Here is a 19,913-nt window from a genome sequence, read left to right on the forward strand (position 1 = left end):
TTAGCTTTGTTTCTGAACCTGATTAAACTCCAATTCTACCGGCGTATTGCGTCCAAAAATGGATAGTGACGCCTTCAGCTTGCTTCTTTCTGGGCTGACTTCAATGACCTCGCCTTCAAAATCTTTAAACGCACCAGAAAGGACAATAATTTTATCTCCTGTAGCCAGATGAGTTTTCACTACTGGCTCTTGCTCGGTAGCTTGTTTAAAGATACGTTCGACTTCTGAAAAACTCAGCGGCAAGGGTTTAACGTGTCCGCGTCCCCGTCCGTAACGGCGTTTCTGTTCTGCACCGACAAAGTTAATCACGTTTGGGGTGTTCTTGACAACCTGCCAAGCTTCATCGTCCATCTCCAATTCACCATCTGCCCCAGGAGTTAGCCGCATCCGGACTAGCACGTAGCCGGGAAAAACTTTTTCTTCCGACTCCTTGCGAGTGCCATCTTTGAGCATTTTCAGGGTGCGAGTTTGAGGAATTTCCACCTGGAGAATGCGATCGCGAACATCAAGAGTTTGAATCCGCTGTTCTAAGTTTGTCTTGACACGCTTTTCACATCCAGATGCCACCTGAACAGCGTACCACCGGGATTTTACCGAGCCATCTGACGTGTCTTCGAGTTGATTGAAATCCTGTGGATTGTCGGTTGCAAAACTCATCCGAACACCTGCTTTGCTGCCCAAGCAAAGAAACCATCAACCAGATAAATTAAAACTGCCGAAAGAGTTACCATTAACAGCACAGCAGCAGATTCGCTGAGCAATTGCTGCCGACTGGGCCAGACGACTTTATTCAGTTCGTCTTTGGTTTCCTGAAAAAAGGTTGATATATTAAACCCAGTTGTTTTTGCTTCGCTCTCGGCTTCGTTTTTCTTTGCCACAATATCTCTCCCGTTAATACAGCTCTTGAGCAGTTCATTTCTACCGCTTTTAGCTGTGTACAGCCTAATGTGCTGCCAATCTACGCAGATACCGATGCAATCGTTGGGTCTAGCACCTGACTTAGGCAATACTGATGAACCACCTACACAACACAAGTCTACCCGAAAGTAAACGTTTTTGAGGCTGACTATGCAACCACAGGAATGCTTTCGGGCAGAGCTTTGATGCCTAAGTTCTGAGTCCCTCTAAGTTTTCACTCTGTTAGCGCTGTTGCGCTACTTCGCGAACACTCTTCAGTTCTCAGTCCTGTTTTGTGATGAGAGCGCGCCCTGGAGGACTTGAACCCCCGACATCAGGTTTTGGAGACCTGCGTTCTACCAACTGAACTAAGAGCGCACAGGTGGATTTGAGAGCGAGAGGCTGAACTTTTCTCTATTTAAGTTTAACCCCTAGCGGCGTCAATCGGGAATAGCCTTGTCCAAATTGGACTACAGGCTACGGTCAAAGCGTTGTTTAACGCGAGTGGCTTTCCCAACGCGATCGCGCAGATAGTATAGTTTAGCACGACGCACCTTACCCCGACGAATAATCTTGATGCTTTCAACTCGGGGAGAATGGAGCAGAAATACCCGCTCAACGCCTACTCCCTGAAATACCCGCCGTACGGTAATCGTACAGTTAATGCTGCTACCGCCCTTGGCAATAACGACGCCTTCATAGGGCTGCGTCCGTTCTTTACCGCCTTCCTGGATAATTACCCCAACCTTAACGGTGTCGCCCACATGGATAATGGGCAACTCTTTTTTCAGATGCTCCGCTTCAATTGAGCGGATGATTTCCTGAGCGTTCATTGGTTTCGCCAAAAAGTCACAGCCTTTAATCTTATATCAAGAGCTAGGTATACGTCTACCGGGAATCTCTGAATTTTCCCAAGTTTTTACTTTTGTAGGCAATATAGTGCTAGGGGAATTCAGGATTGGAAGTTCTAGATTCTCACTCTCCAATCCCAAAAACTTCATTGTTAAGTCTTCATAGTCAAGTAGGGTAAGCAGTCCCTACTTGACTAACATTCTGGTTCAGAAAGGATTAGCCTCTTGCCGATTCGGGCAATATCTAACGCTGAAACTTACGGCTTGATGGTATCCACTGCTGCTTGAACTTTGGCTACAACAGGCTGGGGAAGAGGCACGTATCCTAGCTCTTCACTGTACTTTTGTCCTTCGTTTAACGACCACTTCAAGACATCCTTGAGGGCTTTTGCCTCGTCAGGATTCTCATAGGTCTTGTAAGCCATGACCCAGGTATAGGTGACAATTGGGTAAGAATTCTCGCCCGTTGGGTCGGTGATAGAAACTTGCAAGTCTGTGGGCAGAGTCACTGCGGCTAGCGTGTTAGCCGCGCTTTCGCTGGAGGGTTCAATAAACTTGCCCGCTTTATTTTCCAGCGCCGCTACAGGGATATTTTGTTGCTTGGCGTAGCCGTACTCGACATAACCGATGGCACCATCACTTTGCAGGAGTTGAGCGGTGACGCCTTCGTTGCCTTTGGCACCCACGCCGACAGGCCAGTTGACAGTTTTACCGTCGCCAGGACCACTTTTCCATGCCGGACTAATCGCACTCAGATGTTTGGTGAAGACTGCTGTAGTACCGCTACCATCGGAGCGATGGATAACAGTAATCTCCCTGTCTGGTAAATTCACCCCAGGATTGGCTTGGGTAATTCTGGGATCGTTCCACTTCTTGATTTTGCCCAAGAAGATATCGGTGTAAACTGCACGCGGTAGCTTGAGACCTTTGACATCGGGCAGGTTGTAGGCTAGAACAATGCTGCCTGCTGTCATGGGTAATAACACAGCACCCTTGCCAACCTTGGTGATTTCCTCCTGTTTCATCCCCGTATCGCTGGCACCAAAGTCCACCGTTCCCTGGGTGAACTGTTCCACACCAGCGCCGCTACCAACTGATTGATAGCTGACTTGGACGTTGGGATTTTGCTTGTTGTACTCCGAGAACCACCGCTGATACAAGGGAGCTGGAAAACTGGCACCGGCACCAGTTAAGGAGACGTTGCCACCGCCACCACCGTTTGCTGCGGCAGGAGTGGCGCTACCAGGGGTTCCTGCCGTTGGACTGGTGGAAGGAGTTGTGTTTGGCGACTGACAGGCAGTCACGCTCAGTGAGAGGGCAATAAAGGGAACGAGAAAAGCCCGTCGTGTTGAATGCATTGGAGAAAACATACTGAATCTTTGAGTCTTTAAAAAGCTGACGCTGAAGAATTGTCAAAAATGCTAGGTGCATGTTCTTTCCTGGCGGTTATTGTCGTTTTATTTACTGCCAGGAAGTAGAAATGAACTAGAGCAGATGAAAACCAACTCTACAAGATAGCGTATTTACAAAATTAAAATGCTACCCCTGCCGATCTTTATGCTAGTTCTGTAAGTTTAGGTAAAGGTAAGGCTTTGGTAATCTACAGGTTAAGCAAAGATGATGATTGCCAGCAGGGAAGCGCAGATCGAAGCAGTTTCGGAGGCTTGGATCTGCACAAGAAAGTGCGATCGCTTAAGTTTCAGATAGGAGCGATCGCACGCAGCATTTTATTCGCGTAAATCTACCGTTTCTTGGGTCAGAGACGAGCGGGCGAGGAATCCCCCGCCCCTAACCGAAACCGAAACGCAGGTGCTTAGAACTTAAAGGTTGTTCGCAGCGTTCCTACGTAGAGTGTGTCGTTATTGTCGTTGTGTTCCGGATTGAGAATCACCAACAAACCTGGGGTGAGTTCAATGTTGTTAGTTAGGCGGTAGCGATACAGAGCCTCTACATGATATGAGGTGTCCCGATCGCTACGGTTACTGACATCGTTGTCAGTCACTTTAGGCGGCATCCCAAATATGAAACCAAGCAGGTTGCCTTTTTTACCCAAGTCTGGGAAGGCTAGGCTTACAGCCCAGTTCCAAATATCTGCATTAGATCCTGTAGTTGCAAGACCAGCCGGGCTAATTTCAGCTGTAGCTACTGAGTAACCTGCCCACCCTGAAAGGTTAATGCCAGGGCCAAACCGGAAGCTGGCATTCAGTCCGTAGTGATTGCCAGAAGTCGCAATGTTCCCGAAGGGTCGATTAGCAAAGCTACTGCCCGTACTCGACATGAAGCTGACGCCTTTTTCTTGGTTTTCATAAGTATGGGCGTAAACCAAACCCACATTAAGGGCGTCACTAGGACGGAATACCAGTTGAGCTAGACCGGCATAGGCACCACTGAATTCCCCCGAACCGTTTGAAGGATCGTTACCCCGAGGCGCTAGATAACCTAAAGATAGGTTTAATGCCTTGCTAAAGTTGTAGGTCGCAGTCAACCCAGTCCCCTCAGAACCTAGTCGGTAGATGGGGTTGAAACGCCCAAAGCGGGAGATAGAGCCACTTCCACTACTCTCGAAATTGGGGTTGAAGGTGTAGACGTTGTCATTGAATTCAACGTTGGCGGCATCAATTTGGATTAAGAGCTTATCACCTAGGGGAAAACGATAGTAAAAGTCGTCAATTGCGACATCATTCGCGCTATCGCCGTCAAAACCCAAACGGGTCATGTTGGTTCCGGTTACACCTGTATTAAAGGGGACGATGTTTCTAGCTTGCAGGCGGGTTCGCAGGCGGTCTTTGCCTGTGAAGCTAGTGTCAAAATTCAAACGGGCACGGTCAGCAAAAATGAGGTTAGCGTCTATGTCGCCCCCGCCAGCCCTTTCTTCACCAAAAACGTCAGCAAGCGCAAAGATAACTTCGCCAGTCAGCTTAGTCGTTGTAGAGAATTGATGGCTTTCCAGAAATGCCGTGCGACCTTCTAAGTTATCTACTCGCGTTCTTAAGGTGGCTAATTCTGCCCCAAATTCATCAATTAGCCGCTGTAGCGTCGCTAAATCTTCTTTAGTGACAAAGTCAGCCGAACTTGCCGCAATCAGTTTTTCGATTTGCAGCAAACAGGCGTTCATTCCGGCGGCAAATTCATAACGCGACAGTGCCCGGTTGCCCCGGAAGGTGCCATCGGGATACCCGGCGATACAACCATAGCGCTCCACCAGACTCCGCAGTGCTTCGTAAGCCCAATCCGTCGGTTCTACGTCCTGCAACTGCGACACGTTGGTGACTTGATCCATCGAGTCGGTTGTACCGGCTTCGGTGGTGTATTGGTCGATTTGTTCTAATTCGCTGTTTTGGCTCGTGGGGACAGCATCAGCAGTGGGTTGCGCGATCGCGTTATCTGCTAAAACTGGTTTCGGACTCACTAATTCAGCTTCAGCAACCGGCGTTTCTTGGGCAGACGTGCCGTTGGTGAAAACTGGAATAGAACTAATTTCTGGTTGAACAGCCAGTTCTTGAACAGGTGTCTGCTGCGCTTGCTGGGATTGGTCGGCTGGTTTTAATAAATCAGTCACCTGGTTAGTGGCAGCTATCGGTTCGCTCGCCATTTGAGTGTCAGGCGTCTGTGCGGCAAGCGTGCTACTGCAAACTAATAAGGATGCACCTAGTATCGCTGGCCCTAATTTTAGAGTATTCCACAAAATTTTAGACATCTAATCTCCTCACACCTAACTGAACTCAAGGGAAACAATCCCGGATTAACGGAACGCTATAGGGAGTCTTCTGGAGAAACTCCATCATTATTAAACATGAAACACTGCCAACTCAAGCTCAACATTGTCTTGTAGGCGACATAATTTCCTCTAATGCTAGTTGTGTCAGTTTAGGGATAGGTAAGGATTTGGTAATCTACAGGTTAAGCAATCCTGACAATCCGCTAGCTAGGAACCCAACAAATAAAGCCGATTTAGAGGCTTTCAAGTTGCGCTCCGAATCGGCAAGAGCAAAGTTGGCGATTAAGCGATTAGATTAGTTTATATGATTAGTTGTCAGTTGTGACTATCGATCCTCACCCTGACCGCTAATTAAAAGGTAAACGTTGTTCTAATCGTACCAATAATGATGTCATCATTATCTCTGTTTTGGTTAGGAGATGTCAGCCAGATAATGCCCGGAGTAATTGAGATGTTATTTATCATCTGATACTTATAGAAACCTTCAATGTGATAGGCAAAATCACGCTCGAAGTTTTCTGGGCCTGGAACATTTAGACCTCTGAGAGTTGGTTCGGCCCCAGCGATAATGCCAAGCAAATTGCCTTTTTTGCCAAAATCCGGTAAAGCAAGACCAAGGGCAAAGTTCCAAATGTCGGCAGCGCCTAAGCCAATCAAACGAGCGTCAGTTTTGCCCACCCAGCCATTTAGAACAAATTGAGGGGTTAATTGGAAGGAAGCCTCTAACCCGTAAGAGTTGCTCGAAACGGGTCTGCTCAACTGAGCTTGGGTTAGACCACCTGTAGTCGCAGCAGCTAGCGTTGCTGGATTCAAATTGGCAAGACCAGTACCAGTACCGCCCATAGCAAAGCGGGGAGCATTATTGCCGCCATTATCATAGGCGTGAATGTAAGTGAATCCAACCTTAAATCGGTTAGTCCCAAAAACTAACTGTGCCAAACCTGAGTAGTTACCGTTAAAAACCCCGTTGTCATCTTCGGGATTGTTGGCTGTGTTGGAGAGATAACCTAAGTCCAACTTCAGAGCGTTGCTAATCTTGTAGTTCAATCCGACACCAGCACCTAAAGGTCCAATCCGATAAATGGGGTTGCGTTCGGAAAAGCGGGATAGGGCATTATTGCCACCGCCATTGCCTTCAAAATACGGGTTAACTGTGTCAGCGTAATAGTGATGCAGTCCATTAGCAGCAGTGAGGGTAACAGTTATATCACTTCTCAATAAGAGGGAAATACAGCGATAGGGGTCTACAGGTAGCTAGCTGTAGACCCTTATCGCGAACTGTATAGAACGCAAGTAAAAAATGCTATATGAGTGCAAGTTTACTTTTAAATCAGTATGGGCACTGCCGTGCCGTGACTGTAGCCTTTAAGACCGGGTTCCCGTGACAATGTAGGCAACTCGTTGACCAATATTGGTGGCGTGGTCTGCCATTCGTTCCAAATGCCGAATGATCAACCCCATCAACAGAATCGGTTCAACCACCCCTTTGATATCCCGCTGAAAGGCTAAGGTTTGATAAACCGTTTCGTAAGCGCTATCCACGGCATCGTCTTGCTGCTTGACAGCTTTCCCGGCGGCTGCGTCCAAATCTGCCAGCGCGACTAAACTCGACGCCAGCATGGCTTGAGCATGATGGGACATTACCTCAATCTGCGGTAGGCAAGAATGAGGCGGGTAAGGAAAGAGTTTAATCGCAATTTCTGCTAGGTCTTTGGCGTAATCACCAATGCGTTCTAAGTCTCGCACCAGCTGCATACAAGCACTGAGTAAACGCAAATCCTGTGCAACCGGAGCTTCCAGAGTCATTAAAGTTGCACAATCTAGCTCGATTTGGCGATAAAATCGGTCAATTTGTTTATCCAATAAGGGAATTTCCCTAGCGGCTGCCAGGTTACGGGAAAATAAGGCTTGATGCGAGAGGCGAAAGGAGTTTTCTACTAAGGCTCCCATTCGCAAAACATCCCTTAATAAGCCCCTAGTTCTGCGATCGAAGTGTATCCGTTCCGTATGCACGTGTTTAGAGGAAAGCATTCACCTCTGCTGGTAGAAAAACAAAACGACTGTACTCTCTAAGATGGCTTAAATTTGTTGATTTGGCTGTATGCATATAGACTAAATGAAAACCTATCGTAGGATAGATGTAATCTCTAGGGGCTGATTTTGGAAGATACAGTTAATAACTTAACGAGCCGAGTTCAGTCGCTGAAACCCTTGAAAAATCATTTAGTCGAATCATACTTTGGTCATCTTAGTGTTTCATGACCCTTTTAAATTGTGGGTTCTGTCTGACTAGCATGATTGGTTAATACTAATTTTCTTAAATGGTGCAAAAAACTCAAAGTGAATATCGAAACTGCAACGACGCCTAACCTTAAATTTCAAGCGGGGATTGAAAGGAAGGTAATTCAATTTGCAGCCACGCGCCGCCGGTTTCTGGATGATTCTTCGCTTTGACGGAGCCGCCATGAGCGATGACAATTTGCCGCACAATCGCTAAGCCTAAACCGCTGCCAGTCGTTACCACAACTGACAATTCTTCAGAAGTTCCAGAGGAGTTGTGCTGACGCCGCCTGGAGGGATCTCCTCGGTAGAGCCGCTCAAAAACATGGGGTAAATCGAACTCAGGGAACCCAATCCCTGAATCAATAATATTGATTTGAACCAAGTTAGGGATATCCTTATTCGGAATAAGATTTACTTCAACACGGATAGCTCCTTCAAGGGGAGTGTATTTAATGCTGTTGTCGAGTAAGTTGAGAAATACTTGGGTGAGACGAGATGCGTCGGCTTTGATGAGTAAGGTGTCGGAACCAGAATAGCTGAAGCTGAGTTGCTTTTGTCGTGCTAAAGGCTCTATTGTTTCCCAGGCAGAGTGAATTAAGCTTCGCAGTTCTACTAATTTTAGGGTGAGGTGTTTGCTGGGATCTTGCTCTAAGTGGCTTAGTTCTAGCCAGTCTTGAACTAGGTTCATTAGTCTGTTGACTTCTGGCAGGAGGCGGTCAATTAATGAGCGCTCTTTTGTAGACTGCAAGCGTTTTTGCAAGGTTTCCGTTACCAAACGGATGGAGGTGAGGGGGGTTCTGAGTTCGTGGGCTAAATCAGAAACCCAGCGATCGCGCGATTGGGAAAGTTCGATTAAAGGTTGGCGATTTTCTAGAAAAACACCTACTTGTCCGTAGGCTAAGGGCAAGCTAGATGCGCGTAAAGTAAGCGATCGCATCTCCCCAATTACCGCTGCATCCGAACAATCTGGGTGAAATACCCACTCTTGTTCACAAGGCTTTTGCTGGTGTCGAGTTTGCTCAATTAGCTGATCGAGTTCATAGGATCGCACTAACTCCAGCAGCAAACGCACCTGTCCTGGTTCCCATCGATGAAGCTCTAATAAAATGCGGGCTTGCTCGTTGCACCAAATCAACTGGTTTTCTTCATCCACCTCCAGATAGCCGATGGGTGCCACTTGCAGAATCTCTTGATTCATTTGCAACTGCGTCTTTAGCTGAAGAGACTGCTGATTTGCCAAAGCAATTCCACTGCGTAGCTGCGAAACCAGCGGTAAAGATACCCCAATTACACTTGAAGGTAGCAACCCAAGAATTTGCTCTAACTGGCGGTAAAGCTTGTTCCGCCGCCAGAGCCAAAACCCAACTCCTAAAGTTAGCCCCACAAAAAATGCGATGAGGGTCATTTAAGCTATCAGTTAAAAATACAAAGTTAGTAGAGGTGGGTGCCAATAAACGTAAGGTGATGGGAATGGTTGGGGGGAGTGATTCATAAAAACAGCGCCTCTCAACCATCGACCGCTACCAGCCATGTTTAGTTGTGCCCCTCTACTGATGAAGAAGGAAGGTTGAAAATTCACTCTTCCTTCTTCATATTGCATCTTTTAGCCGAACCGATAACCAAACCCACGTACCGTAATTACGTATTCTGGTTGGCTAGGATCGCGTTCTAATTTTTCTCGCAACCAGCGAATGTGAACATCTACTGTTTTACTGTCCCCCACAAAATCTGGACCCCACACCTGATCGATCAGCTGCTCCCGCGACCAAACTCGACGCGGATAACTCATAAATAAGTCCAGCAAGCGGAATTCTTTGGGTGATAGGTTAACTTGCTCGCCCCGAACAATCACGCGACACTCTTGGGGATAAAGCGTCACATCCTTGAATTGCAGCACTGGCGCTTGGGGCAATCCGCCAAGTCGTTGGCGTCGCAATAAGGCACGACAACGGGCAATTAACTCCCGCATACTAAATGGCTTGGTTAAATAGTCATCGGCTCCCACTTCTAGACCTAAAACTCGGTCAGTTTCAGTTGCTTTAGCACTGAGAATCAAAATCGGGACTGGATTTCCTTGATACCGTAACAAGCGACAAAGATCCAAGCCATTGACCTGAGGAAGCATTAAATCGAGAATAATCAGGTCAAAGGGGAAATCTACCGTAGCAGGGGTCTCACCCTGAAGAAATGTCAAAGCGGTACGCCCATCGGCGGCTGTTACCACCTCGAAACCTTCCTCTTCTAGAGCCAAAACTATCATTTCCCGGATGAGATCCTCATCTTCAACAATTAGGATCTGGCTTGTTCGCCCTAATTCTGGACTAGATGGGTTCTTCGGGAGGTCGAGGGAAAGCATAATTGGGGAACTTGAGAGTGTAATTCCATCCTCATTCATACAACAAAATTGCTGCCTCAGAGATTCCTTTTCGAGTACATGACCCCTCAACCCAGCTAGGATGGAGTCGGTGCGCTGTTTCGCCCAAATTTATCTTTAGCGATCGCCCAACATTTCTGATTATTCTGATTATGCTGCTGCACTTAAGTACCTGGCCTGAAGTAGAAGTCTATCTCAACCGTTCTCAGGGGATAATTTTCCCGATTGGTTCGACAGAGCAACACGGGCCAACTGGGTTGATTGGGACAGATGCAATTTGTGCACAAGCGATCGCGCGCGGGGTTGGCGAAGCGATTGACGCAATGGTAGCCCCTACTATCAATGTTGGCATGGCGCTGCACCATACGGCTTTTCCTGGCACAATTAGCCTGCGCCCCAGCACCATGATTCAGCTAATCCGAGACTATATCCTCTGTTTAGCTAGGGCTGGATTTACCAAATTTTTCTTTATTAATGGTCACGGCGGTAATATTGCGACGCTAAAGGCGGCTTTCTCGGAAACTTACGCTCATTTAGCTGATTTAAATATTCCTAATGCCCAGTTAGTGCAGTGTCAAGTCGGCAACTGGTTCATGTGCAGTTCTGTCTACAAGCTGGCAAAAGAGCTATATAAAGACCAAGAAGGTTCTCATGCCACCCCTAGTGAAGTTGCCCTCACTCAGTACGTCTATCCAGAAGCCATTAAACAAGCGCCCCTCTCAGATCAAGTCGCTTCTGGACACCCAATTTATGGTGCTACTGATTTCCGTAACCGTTATCCCGATGGGCGTATGGGTTCTAATCCCGCTTTGGCAACACCCGAACACGGCAAGCAATTCTATGAATTAGCCGTAAAAGAACTCAGCAATGGATATCTGGAATTTTTGAATGCAAACTGAGCACTTCTTTTCTTTATTTAGGCAAATTGAGTAAAATCTGCTCAATTTCCTACTAGACCTATAAAATCGTTCTCGTTTTACGCTTAGCGGGCACTAAGAGTACACAATCCTGCCCACAAGACGATAAATGTCAGTATAGCTTTTCCAATATCCAGACCCGCTCCCAGCAATATTCCAAAAACACACCCTACAAACCCTAAAAGCAGGAACGCGCAAAAGAGCAAGCGGCGGCTGCGTCGGCTGATTTGCATGGGATTTCCCAAAATCCATCCACTCTGCGTATCAAAATTTGTACGTGTGCTTAAAGGTGAGCTTTCGGAAGAGTTGTACATAATATTTATAAAATACAGGCGTCTACTTAAAAATACTTACATAGCTTGCTATGAATTCCCAGTAGGTTCACGGAATCTTCATCAAAAAAATATCTTGATTTACCTACAAATAGAGTAGGTAAAACCATAAAGCTGCTATTTCCTTGGCTTTAAGGAGTTTTGCTGAATATTAATACTTAACTAAATTATGAAGATTAGATAAAGCTTCCGTATTCTTCGGTTTGTTTTTGTGGTTAGCAGAATATCAAACTTGGGTCGGATGCAAAGGAGGACAAGTGTCCATTTGCTTACAGTTGTATAAAAATAGACAAGAAACAATTGGGGGCAATGCGATCGCATCCTCATCAGACAGAGTGCAAGCGATCGCGCTCAAGAATTTGTCTTTGTTTGCACTTGCCGGAGTTTGCACTTGCCCGACCCTTTCAAAAATTGCTGCCTAGTATCTTCTATTTATAAAGCCCAAAAGCCACTCAGGACGTTTTGGCTAATACAACAGGCTGTAGTTGCCAAAGCAACCATGCAGTGAATGCTGTCAATAGTGCGCCTATCCCAAAACAAACGCTATACCCAAAGGTAGCAGCAAGGTATCCGCTTCCCAAGCTACCCAGTGCGCCTGATGCCCCAATTATTGCGTTGTAAAACCCAATTGCCGAACCTTCCTTGTCTTTGCCAGCCAGTATACCCACTGCCGTGCTACTAGATACAGCGATCGCTGCCCAAGTAATACCGCTTAATATCTGGGCTAATCCAACGAACGCCAGACTGCTCGGTTGAGGCGGAATTAAAGCCAACAAGACAAAAATTCCAAAAACGCCACCCCTGAGAGCGGTAGCCTGCGCTTGGAGTTTGATACCAGGTCGCTGATGCACCCAATGACCGACAGGAACGTACAACCAAGACTCTATTGTTGACTTAACTAAGGCAATTAAGAATACCTGAGTATTCGTAGCTTTTAATGTGTTGGTGAGAAAAACCGGGAAGGGCACAATAACCAGGTTGATGGCAACGAAAAATAGTAAAGAACATAGATAATAACGCCCTAAAGGGCTTCCTAGTGGCTGAACCGCTTGGCTCAGAGTGCTTGGGCGCAGTACAAAGTACAGGGCGCGGGATGGGTAAAAAACTGCTCGCCTTTCAATCACTCCTACAGTCAATTGTCCTAGCAGTTTCGGATTAAATTTTCGGCGTTTGCGAACAAATTTCGGTTCTTTTACCCAAAGAAAGCACAGAAGTAAACTCAGCGACGAAACAACCCCTGCAAATAATAATAATCCGCGCATTGCTGCAACATTACTCACGAATTTGGAAGCAAAGTTGAGCCAGGTCATCCCGAATAGAACACTAGCGACAAAACTCCATCCTGTTACCTGATAAAATTTACCGAAAAACTTAGGCCACTCCTGTTCGGGAAAACTATCCAGTACCAATGCTGAACCTACTGGGGTAATCGTTGCCATGAAAAAGCCCCCCACACTGCCAAGAATTAATACTTGTGAGAGGTTATCGCTAAAGCTGAGCATTGATGTGCAGAGAGTGAATCCCAGAAATCCCAATATTAAGAAGGGAGTACGATAGCCCATCTTATCTGATAGGTTGCCCCATAAAATGAAGGCAAACATACCTACTAGGGCGATCAGTGAGTTTACTTTAGCGACATCAGAGACGGTTCCCCCTACTACCTGAATGATAAATAGGGGCATTAGTATAATTAGTAGACCTTCGCCTATTTTATAAGGAACAAAAGCGAAAAACCATAATGGAACTGAGCTTTCAAGCTTCCATGCGTTTTTCTTGGTAGTAATATTCATTGCTAAATTAAACTGAATCTGGGTGCTGGATTGGCTGTAACTCTCTGTTAAGGTTTACCAGAGTTCTTCATCAATAACAGGATCGATTATCTGCACCCAGACGGTTAATTATTATTAACCCTTTTCTTAATTCAGCCTATTTTTTTGTATTTTTGCATCAGTAATATTACGGATAAAATTGCGGATAAATATTAACAAATAAAACTATTTAGTTTTATAAAAAGTTTATTTTCTTAAGGGATTGAAAGTTAAATTTCTATAATTGGGAATATAAATAAATTCATTTTTTTGAGCCAATATACAGCAATCCTAAATCATGCGGGCAAGCGAGATCCCTGACTTTCTAGAGAAGTCGGGGATCTGAAGAGCTGGCTCACAACTCAAATAGAATTGCTATATTCGCTTTCTCCTTGGTTCCGCTTAATAACGGTTTTTGAGAGAGCGTATATTGCAAAAATTGGAGAAATGGATAGATTCCAAAATGATACAAGATGCTTAAAAAACGCAATAAAGGCGATCGCGCATCATTCCCCAAGCGCTACCACTTGCACCTTAATGCCGTCTATTCATCATCATCATCTAGCATTTCTTCATCATCATGATGATGAGAGGCTGGGATAGCAGCAATGATGGCATCGATAACTTTGGCGACGGGTACAATTTCTAATCCCAATTCTGGGAAAGTTTGCCCTTTGGGGACAATTGCTCGCTTAAAGCCTAGTTTGGCGGCTTCTTTCAGGCGCAGTTCCATTTGGGAGACAGCTCGGACTTGTCCGCCTAAGCCGACTTCGCCAATTAAGACAGTGCGGGGATCGACGACGCGATCGCGAAAAGAAGCCACAACTGCGATCGCCATTCCCAAATCAACAGCGGGTTCTTCTACACTCAAACCGCCCGCTGAAGCCACATAAGAATCTAATTTAGATAAAGGGATGCCAACTCGTTTTTCTAATACTGCCAAAATTTGTAGCAGTCGGTTGTAATCAACACCCGTCGTTGAGCGGCGGGGGGAACTATAACTGGTTGGACTCACTAAGGCTTGCAGTTCCACGACAATCGGGCGAGTGCCTTCGCAAGCGACGACAAGAGCGGTACCCGGAACCACTTCGTCCCGATTGCCCAAAAATAACTCTGAGGGATTAGAAACTTCTCGGAGTCCTCGATCTGCCATTTCAAAAACGCCAATTTCGTGAGTTGCGCCGAAGCGGTTTTTGACAGAACGCAGAAGCCGGTGAGACGCAAAGCGATCGCCTTCAAAATACAATACAGTATCTACTAGGTGTTCTAGGACTTTTGGCCCAGCGATCGCGCCCTCCTTAGTAACGTGTCCCACAATCAGCAGGGTGATACTCTCTCTCTTTGCCACCTTCATCAATGCAGCAGTACATTCCCGCACCTGCGCCACCGATCCCGCTGCCGACGTTAGAGACGGTAAGTAAATCGTCTGCACGCTATCAATTACTGCCACATTCGGTTTCAGAGATTCCAACTCCCTGATAATCTCTTCTAAATCGGTTTCCGCCAGCACATACAGATCCGCACCCGCTGAGATAGATGTCACCGGAGTCTCTACAGATGTCTCTACAGATGCCTCTATTTCTGGCTGGAGAGACACGCGATCGCCGTTTTCCCGATCCGGATTCAGGTTGCTAACACCCAAACGCGAAGCTCGCAGTTTCACTTGTTGTCCCGATTCTTCTCCACAGACATAGAGAATGCGATACATCTGCGACATCTGATTCGCTGTTTGCAGCAGCAGCGTTGACTTACCAATGCCCGGATCGCCACCAATTAACACCAAAGAGCCAGGAACAACCCCCCCGCCCAGTACGCGATCGAATTCTCCATAACCAGAAGTCCATCGCTCCTGATACTTGTCGGTAATTTGCGCGAATGTCAGCGATGCCCTCGCCTGGGGTGCTTTGGCAGCTAATTTTCCATTGCGCTGTGAGCTTTGCAAACCCCGGCTGGGAAGGGAAGAATTAAGCTGGGACACAAACTGCTCTTCCAGGGAGTTGTAGGTGCCGCAGACGGGACACTTGCCAAACCATTGTGAAGATTCTGACCCACATTCGTTACAAACATAGTTAGTTCGCGGCTTTGCCATGCACCATTCTCGATTTGTTAAAGAATCTTAATAAATCGCAAGGAATAAGAGAATATAAAAATCCAGCAACTGTGAGGATTTCAGGCTTTCCAAACCGACTAAACAGAATGATATCTTAATGTAATGGTATCTAAAATTAACGATTAGAAATCGGAACTTAAGGAGCGTTGACGAGCTTGGAAAGCCATAAAGAAAAAATTCTGGTAGTTGACGATGAAGCTAGCATCCGTCGCATTCTGGAAACGCGCCTTTCCATGATTGGCTACGATGTCGTGACGGCTGCCGATGGAGAAGAAGCGCTGGATACCTTTCGCAATGCCACTCCTGACTTAGTAGTTTTGGATGTGATGATGCCAAAGCTAGATGGCTACGGCGTCTGTCAGGAATTGCGGAAGGAATCGGATGTGCCAATTATCATGCTAACGGCTTTAGGGGATGTCGCCGACCGCATCACTGGTTTAGAGCTGGGTGCAGATGATTACGTTGTCAAGCCTTTTTCACCTAAGGAACTGGAAGCCCGCATCCGCTCTGTGTTGCGGCGGGTAGACAAAACGGGTGCCTCTGGGATTCCCAGTTCTGGGGTCATCCATGTCGGGAATATCAAGATTGACACCAATAAGCGGCAAGTCTATAAAGGCGATGAGCGAATTCGGCTTACCGGAATGGAGTTCAGTCTGCTGGAGTTGTTAGTCAGCCGTTCTGGAGAACCTTTTTCCCGTTCTGAGATTTTGCAAGAGGTGTGGGGATATACGCCAGAACGCCACGTAGACACTCGCGTGGTGGATGTGCATATCTCGCGCCTTCGAGCAAAGTTAGAGGACGATCCGAGCAATCCAGAGCTAATACTGACGGCGCGAGGCACTGGCTATCTGTTTCAACGGATCATTGAACCGGATGAAATCTGAACTGAAGGATGAAGAATGAATTACGTTAAAAGGCGAGAAAATTTCTACTCTTTTATTCCTACTCATTCCTCAGCCCTCAATCCTCAGCACTAAGAAAATGGCTAAGCCAGATCAAAATCAGGTTTTACGGCAACTCCCCCTTGTGGTTGGTGGGTTGGCAGGGGTGCTGCTGTTGATTAACCGTTTATTGACACCGCAGCTAGCGGATTCTCAAGCTCGTTCGGATGCGTTGGGCGTGATAATCAGTGCGGTGTTAATTTTAACGGGGTTGCTGTGGCAGCAAGTACAGCCGCGATCGCCCGAAGCTGTCGAATTGATCGGCGAGGAAGGGTTTGAACTAGCACCCGACTTGCCGGAAGCCGTAAAGATAGAACTGGCTTGGGCATCACATCTGTTGCTCGCGAACACTGGGACGCGATCGCTCGTCGTTTGGTACAAAGGACGAGTGTTATTGCGGCGGGGTATCTTAGGCGTCAACCCAGAAGTAAAACCAGGGCCAATTTTACAGCGGGTGTTGGAAAAACAAAAACCCGTTTATCTAGTGGCTCTAAAAATATACCCAGGACGGATTGAATTTGACTATCTACCAGAGAATACTCAAGGAGCGATCTGTCAGCCGATTGGCAATCAAGGCGTCTTGATTTTAGGTGCCAATGCTCCGCGCAGTTACACCAAGCAAGATGAAAACTGGATAGCTGGGATTGCTGAAAAACTAGACGTTACTCTCAGCTACCACTTAGATGATGTTGCACCCGCTGGAATTTAAATATCCATGACGATTCTCTACTGGCTTCTCGTTGTCCTCATGCTCGTTGGCGTCGTGGGCGCAGTGGTTCCCGGCATTCCCGGAACTAGCTTGATTGTGATTGCTATTGTGGTTTGGGGAGCGGTTCACAGTTTTAGCAGCGTGTCTGTGGCGCTGGGCGTTGCTATCCTAGTGTTGCTACTTAGCGTTGGCGTCGATCTCTTAGCGACCTACTTGGGGGCACAACAAGCAGGGGCTAGTAAGTGGGGGCAGATTGGAGCCGTTGTTGGCTTAGTGCTGGGTTTTTTGGGATTGTTGCCCGCTTTTCTGGTTGCGGGGCCACTGATTGGAATCTTGATCGGGCCGCTACTGGGAGCGATTACTGGAGAGTTTCTCTACCGGCGCGACTTAGAATTTGAGCCGAGAATCAAGCTAGCGCTGAAAGCCGGGATAGGCATTGTGGTGGGTTCGCTGATTGGGAATTTGATTCAGGGATTACTCGCGATCGCCGCCGTGAGCGTATTCTTATACACAACTTGGCCCTTTGGATCTGGGGCATAAGAAATTTAAATCGAATTGCACTGGCTTAAGCTTAGCGTTACCCACAGCTCTGCCCTGAAACAAATTTCGGGCTAGCTAATCCCTAAAGTTAGCTAAAGCCAACTGGATAGCGATTTCAATTTGTTTCAATGGGTTTGCGTGGTGAAGCCGGAAATTTATTTTACGGCTCTTAAATCAGTGCCATTCGCGTTAAGGTAGGAAATTTTTAAGAAACATAAACCTGGCGATAATAAGCTTGGTACTCCTCAGACAGTAACGGTTCCCACCAATTGCGGTGAGTGAGATACCATTCAACAGTGCGTCGTAAACCTTCTTCAACCGTTACAGAAGGAGTCCACCCTAACTCAGTTTTTAATTTAGTGCTATCAATCGCATAGCGACGATCGTGCCCCGGTCGATCCTTCACAAATGCGATCAATTTTTTGCAAGGATGCACGGGTAAATTAGGGGCTAATTCATCCATTAGCTGGCACAACATATTCACTAAGTCAATATTTTTAACTTCATTATTGCCGCCAATATTGTAGGTTTCGCCCAGTTTGCCGCGATGAATCACTACATCCAAAGCGCTACAATGATCGCCTACATACAGCCAATCCCGTATGTTCTGCCCATCTCCATAAACTGGCAGAGATTTGCCGATTAAAATATTGATGCACATCAAGGGAATTAGCTTTTCAGGAAACTGATAAGGGCCGTAATTGTTAGAGCAATTGGTGATAATGGTGGGGACGCCGTAGGTGTGGTGATAGGCGCGGACTAAATGGTCGCTACCCGCCTTCGATGCGGAATAGGGACTATTTGGGGCATAGGGCGTTGTTTCTGTAAATGCGCGATCGCTAGGATTGAGGCTACCGTAGACTTCATCGGTGGAAACATGAAGAAAAATTCCCTCTTGTCTTGTTTCCCAATGTTTCCGAAAAGCTTCTAATAGGGTGAATGTGCCGACAATATTGGTTTGAATGAAGGCACCGGGACCTAGAATTGAGCGGTCAACGTGAGATTCAGCGGCGAAGTGAGCCACTGTATCGATATTTTCTTCTTGTAACAGCGAGTCTAATAAAGCGCGATCGCAAATATCCCCCTTGACAAACCGAAAATTTTCTTGCCCCTCCAAGGACGCCAAATTATAGCGATTCCCTGCATAAGTGAGCGCATCTAGTACCACCACTCGATCGTCTGGGTAAGCCTTACCCCAATAATGCACAAAATTGGAACCAATAAACCCAGCCCCACCTGTCACCAACAACCGACGGCTTCCTCTCATCAAACTCTCTCCTTTTCTTCCCTCTGCGGACTCTGCGTCTTGGCGGTTCGTTTATTCTTCTTCTAACAACGCCAGTAAAGCCGCCTTCATCTCTTCTGGACTGGTGGTTGCCGTTCCAAATTGGCGCACCACGATACTAGCCGCCAAATTTCCCAACACCGCCGCTTCCCAGAATGACGCCCCAACAACTAAGCTTAGCGTCAGCGCCGCCACCACAGTATCTCCAGCCCCAGTTACATCAAACACATCGGTACGGTTGAACGCTGGGATATGTTGCTCTATTCCGTTGCGCTCAAACAAACTCATCCCCGCTTCACCGCGAGTAATCAGCATTTGCTGAGCTTGAGTCAGCGCCAAGAGGTCGCGTCCAGCTTGGGTGAGCGTTTGTCCAGACGCGATCGCATACCCCACCGCCTGCTCCGCCTCCGGCAAATTTGGCGTAAACAGCGTTGCTCCTTGGTATCTTTGGAGACCGGCTTGAGCATCCACAATTGTCTTCTGGTGAGACAACGCCGCCTCGATTGCAGGCTGAGTGAAAACGCCATCACCATAATCCGAGCAGACCACCGCATCCACTGTATCTAGATGTTGCTGAATATACTTAGCAAGCTGTAGCTGCAAATCTTGATCTGGCAACTCATCCGATTTCCGGTCAACGCGCACAATCTGCTGAGTCACTGACTGCCGAGCATGACCAGAAATCCGGGTTTTCGTCACCGTCGGGCGGTCTGGATCGAGCAACATTCCACTGGTATCAATTCCAGCTGCCTCAAAGATATGGCGCAATGCTTGCCCCTGGTCATCCTTTCCGACTAATCCAGCCACCTTCACCTGTGCCCCCAGCGTTGCCAGGTTATAAACGGCATTTGCTCCACCCCCAGGTACCTGCCGGGTATTTTCGTGGCGCAGAATCAACACGGGTGCTTCACGAGAAATTCGTTCCACTTGACCCGTCAGAAACTCATCGAGGGTAAGATCCCCGACAACTAGCACCCGTGCTTGGGCAAAGTTATCCAGTAGCTGAATTAATCGCTCAGATGAATTTTGCAGCTGAGCCAAGAAGGAAGCATCTAAAGCCATAGAGGAGGTCGCAAAAGTCCAAGGGTTTATTATCCTGCAAGAGGGCGCTTTTAATGAATCCAGATGGATTCCAACCACTAGCCGCT

At 47.0% G+C, this 19,913-nt stretch carries 18 protein-coding genes and 1 tRNA gene; 5 read left to right on the forward strand and 14 right to left on the reverse strand.

Annotated elements, in window-relative coordinates; translation table 11 throughout:
• The 10 genes from nusG to NDA03_RS13540 form a co-directional block, all read right to left on the reverse strand.
• On the reverse strand, positions 1-657 hold the full coding sequence (gene nusG / locus NDA03_RS13495; RefSeq protein ID WP_190415196.1) for a transcription termination/antitermination protein NusG: 657 nt from the start codon (positions 655-657) through the stop codon (positions 1-3).
• Complete coding sequence (secE, locus tag NDA03_RS13500; protein WP_190415197.1) at positions 654-878, reverse strand: preprotein translocase subunit SecE; 225 nt, start codon at positions 876-878, stop codon at positions 654-656. The genes nusG and secE overlap by 4 nt, the downstream gene beginning before the upstream one ends.
• A 324-nt stretch (positions 879-1,202) precedes the next feature.
• A tRNA-Trp gene (locus NDA03_RS13505) sits at positions 1,203-1,275 on the reverse strand.
• Between the two features lie 92 nt (positions 1,276-1,367).
• Positions 1,368-1,730 carry a 50S ribosomal protein L19 gene (gene rplS / locus NDA03_RS13510; RefSeq protein ID WP_190415198.1) on the reverse strand — a complete coding sequence of 121 codons (363 nt, stop codon included), beginning with the start codon at positions 1,728-1,730 and terminating at the stop codon, positions 1,368-1,370.
• Between the two features lie 275 nt (positions 1,731-2,005).
• Positions 2,006-3,118 carry a phosphate ABC transporter substrate-binding protein PstS gene (gene pstS, locus NDA03_RS13515; protein ID WP_190415200.1) on the reverse strand — a complete coding sequence of 371 codons (1,113 nt, stop codon included), beginning with the start codon at positions 3,116-3,118 and terminating at the stop codon, positions 2,006-2,008.
• 443 nt (positions 3,119-3,561) lie between these two features.
• The gene (locus NDA03_RS13520) at positions 3,562-5,445 is read right to left on the reverse strand and encodes an iron uptake porin (RefSeq protein WP_190415202.1); all 1,884 of its coding nucleotides are present in this window, start codon (positions 5,443-5,445) and stop codon (positions 3,562-3,564) included.
• A 372-nt stretch (positions 5,446-5,817) separates the two neighbouring features.
• On the reverse strand, positions 5,818-6,684 hold the full coding sequence (locus NDA03_RS13525) for an iron uptake porin (RefSeq protein ID WP_199304984.1): 867 nt from the start codon (positions 6,682-6,684) through the stop codon (positions 5,818-5,820).
• 147 nt (positions 6,685-6,831) lie between these two features.
• Positions 6,832-7,497: a phosphate signaling complex protein PhoU gene (gene phoU, locus NDA03_RS13530; protein WP_190415204.1), complete on the reverse strand. Its 666-nt coding sequence runs from the start codon at positions 7,495-7,497 to the stop codon at positions 6,832-6,834.
• A 340-nt stretch (positions 7,498-7,837) separates the two neighbouring features.
• Entirely contained in the window at positions 7,838-9,154 is a 1,317-nt protein-coding gene (locus NDA03_RS13535) for an ATP-binding protein (RefSeq protein ID WP_348238267.1), read from the reverse strand.
• A gap of 198 nt (positions 9,155-9,352) precedes the next feature.
• The gene (locus NDA03_RS13540) at positions 9,353-10,105 is read right to left on the reverse strand and encodes a response regulator transcription factor (RefSeq protein WP_190415208.1); all 753 of its coding nucleotides are present in this window, start codon (positions 10,103-10,105) and stop codon (positions 9,353-9,355) included.
• Positions 10,106-10,275: 170 nt separating this feature from the next.
• On the opposite strand from NDA03_RS13540, the gene NDA03_RS13545 reads away from it, so the two are divergent.
• The gene (locus NDA03_RS13545) at positions 10,276-11,022 is read left to right on the forward strand and encodes a creatininase family protein (RefSeq protein WP_348238268.1); all 747 of its coding nucleotides are present in this window, start codon (positions 10,276-10,278) and stop codon (positions 11,020-11,022) included.
• 607 nt (positions 11,023-11,629) lie between these two features.
• Entirely contained in the window at positions 11,630-11,794 is a 165-nt protein-coding gene (locus NDA03_RS13550; protein ID WP_348238269.1) for a hypothetical protein, read from the forward strand.
• Between the two features lie 30 nt (positions 11,795-11,824).
• Here the strand turns inward: NDA03_RS13550 and NDA03_RS13555 are convergent, their stop codons facing one another.
• Together NDA03_RS13555 and radA are read right to left on the reverse strand one after the other, a co-directional pair.
• Positions 11,825-13,162: an MFS transporter gene (locus NDA03_RS13555; protein ID WP_190987150.1), complete on the reverse strand. Its 1,338-nt coding sequence runs from the start codon at positions 13,160-13,162 to the stop codon at positions 11,825-11,827.
• A 562-nt stretch (positions 13,163-13,724) separates the two neighbouring features.
• Positions 13,725-15,269, reverse strand: a complete 1,545-nt coding sequence (gene radA / locus NDA03_RS13560) for a DNA repair protein RadA (RefSeq protein ID WP_348238270.1) — start codon at positions 15,267-15,269, stop codon at positions 13,725-13,727.
• Between the two features lie 176 nt (positions 15,270-15,445).
• On the opposite strand from radA, the gene rpaB reads away from it, so the two are divergent.
• The 3 genes from rpaB (at position 15,446) to NDA03_RS13575 (ending at position 17,480) form a co-directional block, all read left to right on the forward strand.
• Positions 15,446-16,174 carry a response regulator transcription factor RpaB gene (gene rpaB / locus NDA03_RS13565; RefSeq protein WP_190415215.1) on the forward strand — a complete coding sequence of 243 codons (729 nt, stop codon included), beginning with the start codon at positions 15,446-15,448 and terminating at the stop codon, positions 16,172-16,174.
• A gap of 97 nt (positions 16,175-16,271) precedes the next feature.
• Entirely contained in the window at positions 16,272-16,940 is a 669-nt protein-coding gene (locus NDA03_RS13570) for a cofactor assembly of complex C subunit B (protein ID WP_190525599.1), read from the forward strand.
• 6 nt (positions 16,941-16,946) lie between these two features.
• Positions 16,947-17,480, forward strand: a complete 534-nt coding sequence (locus NDA03_RS13575; protein ID WP_190441218.1) for a DUF456 family protein — start codon at positions 16,947-16,949, stop codon at positions 17,478-17,480.
• A gap of 205 nt (positions 17,481-17,685) precedes the next feature.
• Here the strand turns inward: NDA03_RS13575 and rfbB are convergent, their stop codons facing one another.
• On the reverse strand, positions 17,686-18,747 hold the full coding sequence (rfbB, locus tag NDA03_RS13580; protein WP_348238271.1) for a dTDP-glucose 4,6-dehydratase: 1,062 nt from the start codon (positions 18,745-18,747) through the stop codon (positions 17,686-17,688).
• Between the two features lie 51 nt (positions 18,748-18,798).
• Positions 18,799-19,827, reverse strand: coding sequence for a D-glycero-beta-D-manno-heptose-7-phosphate kinase (gene rfaE1, locus NDA03_RS13585; protein ID WP_348238272.1), 1,029 nt, complete (start codon positions 19,825-19,827; stop codon positions 18,799-18,801).
• Between the last annotated feature and the right edge of the window lie 86 nt (positions 19,828-19,913).

It is taken from the genome of Trichocoleus sp. Lan (assembly GCF_039961855.1).
Lineage (GTDB): Bacteria > Cyanobacteriota > Cyanobacteriia > Cyanobacteriales > FACHB-T130 > FACHB-T130.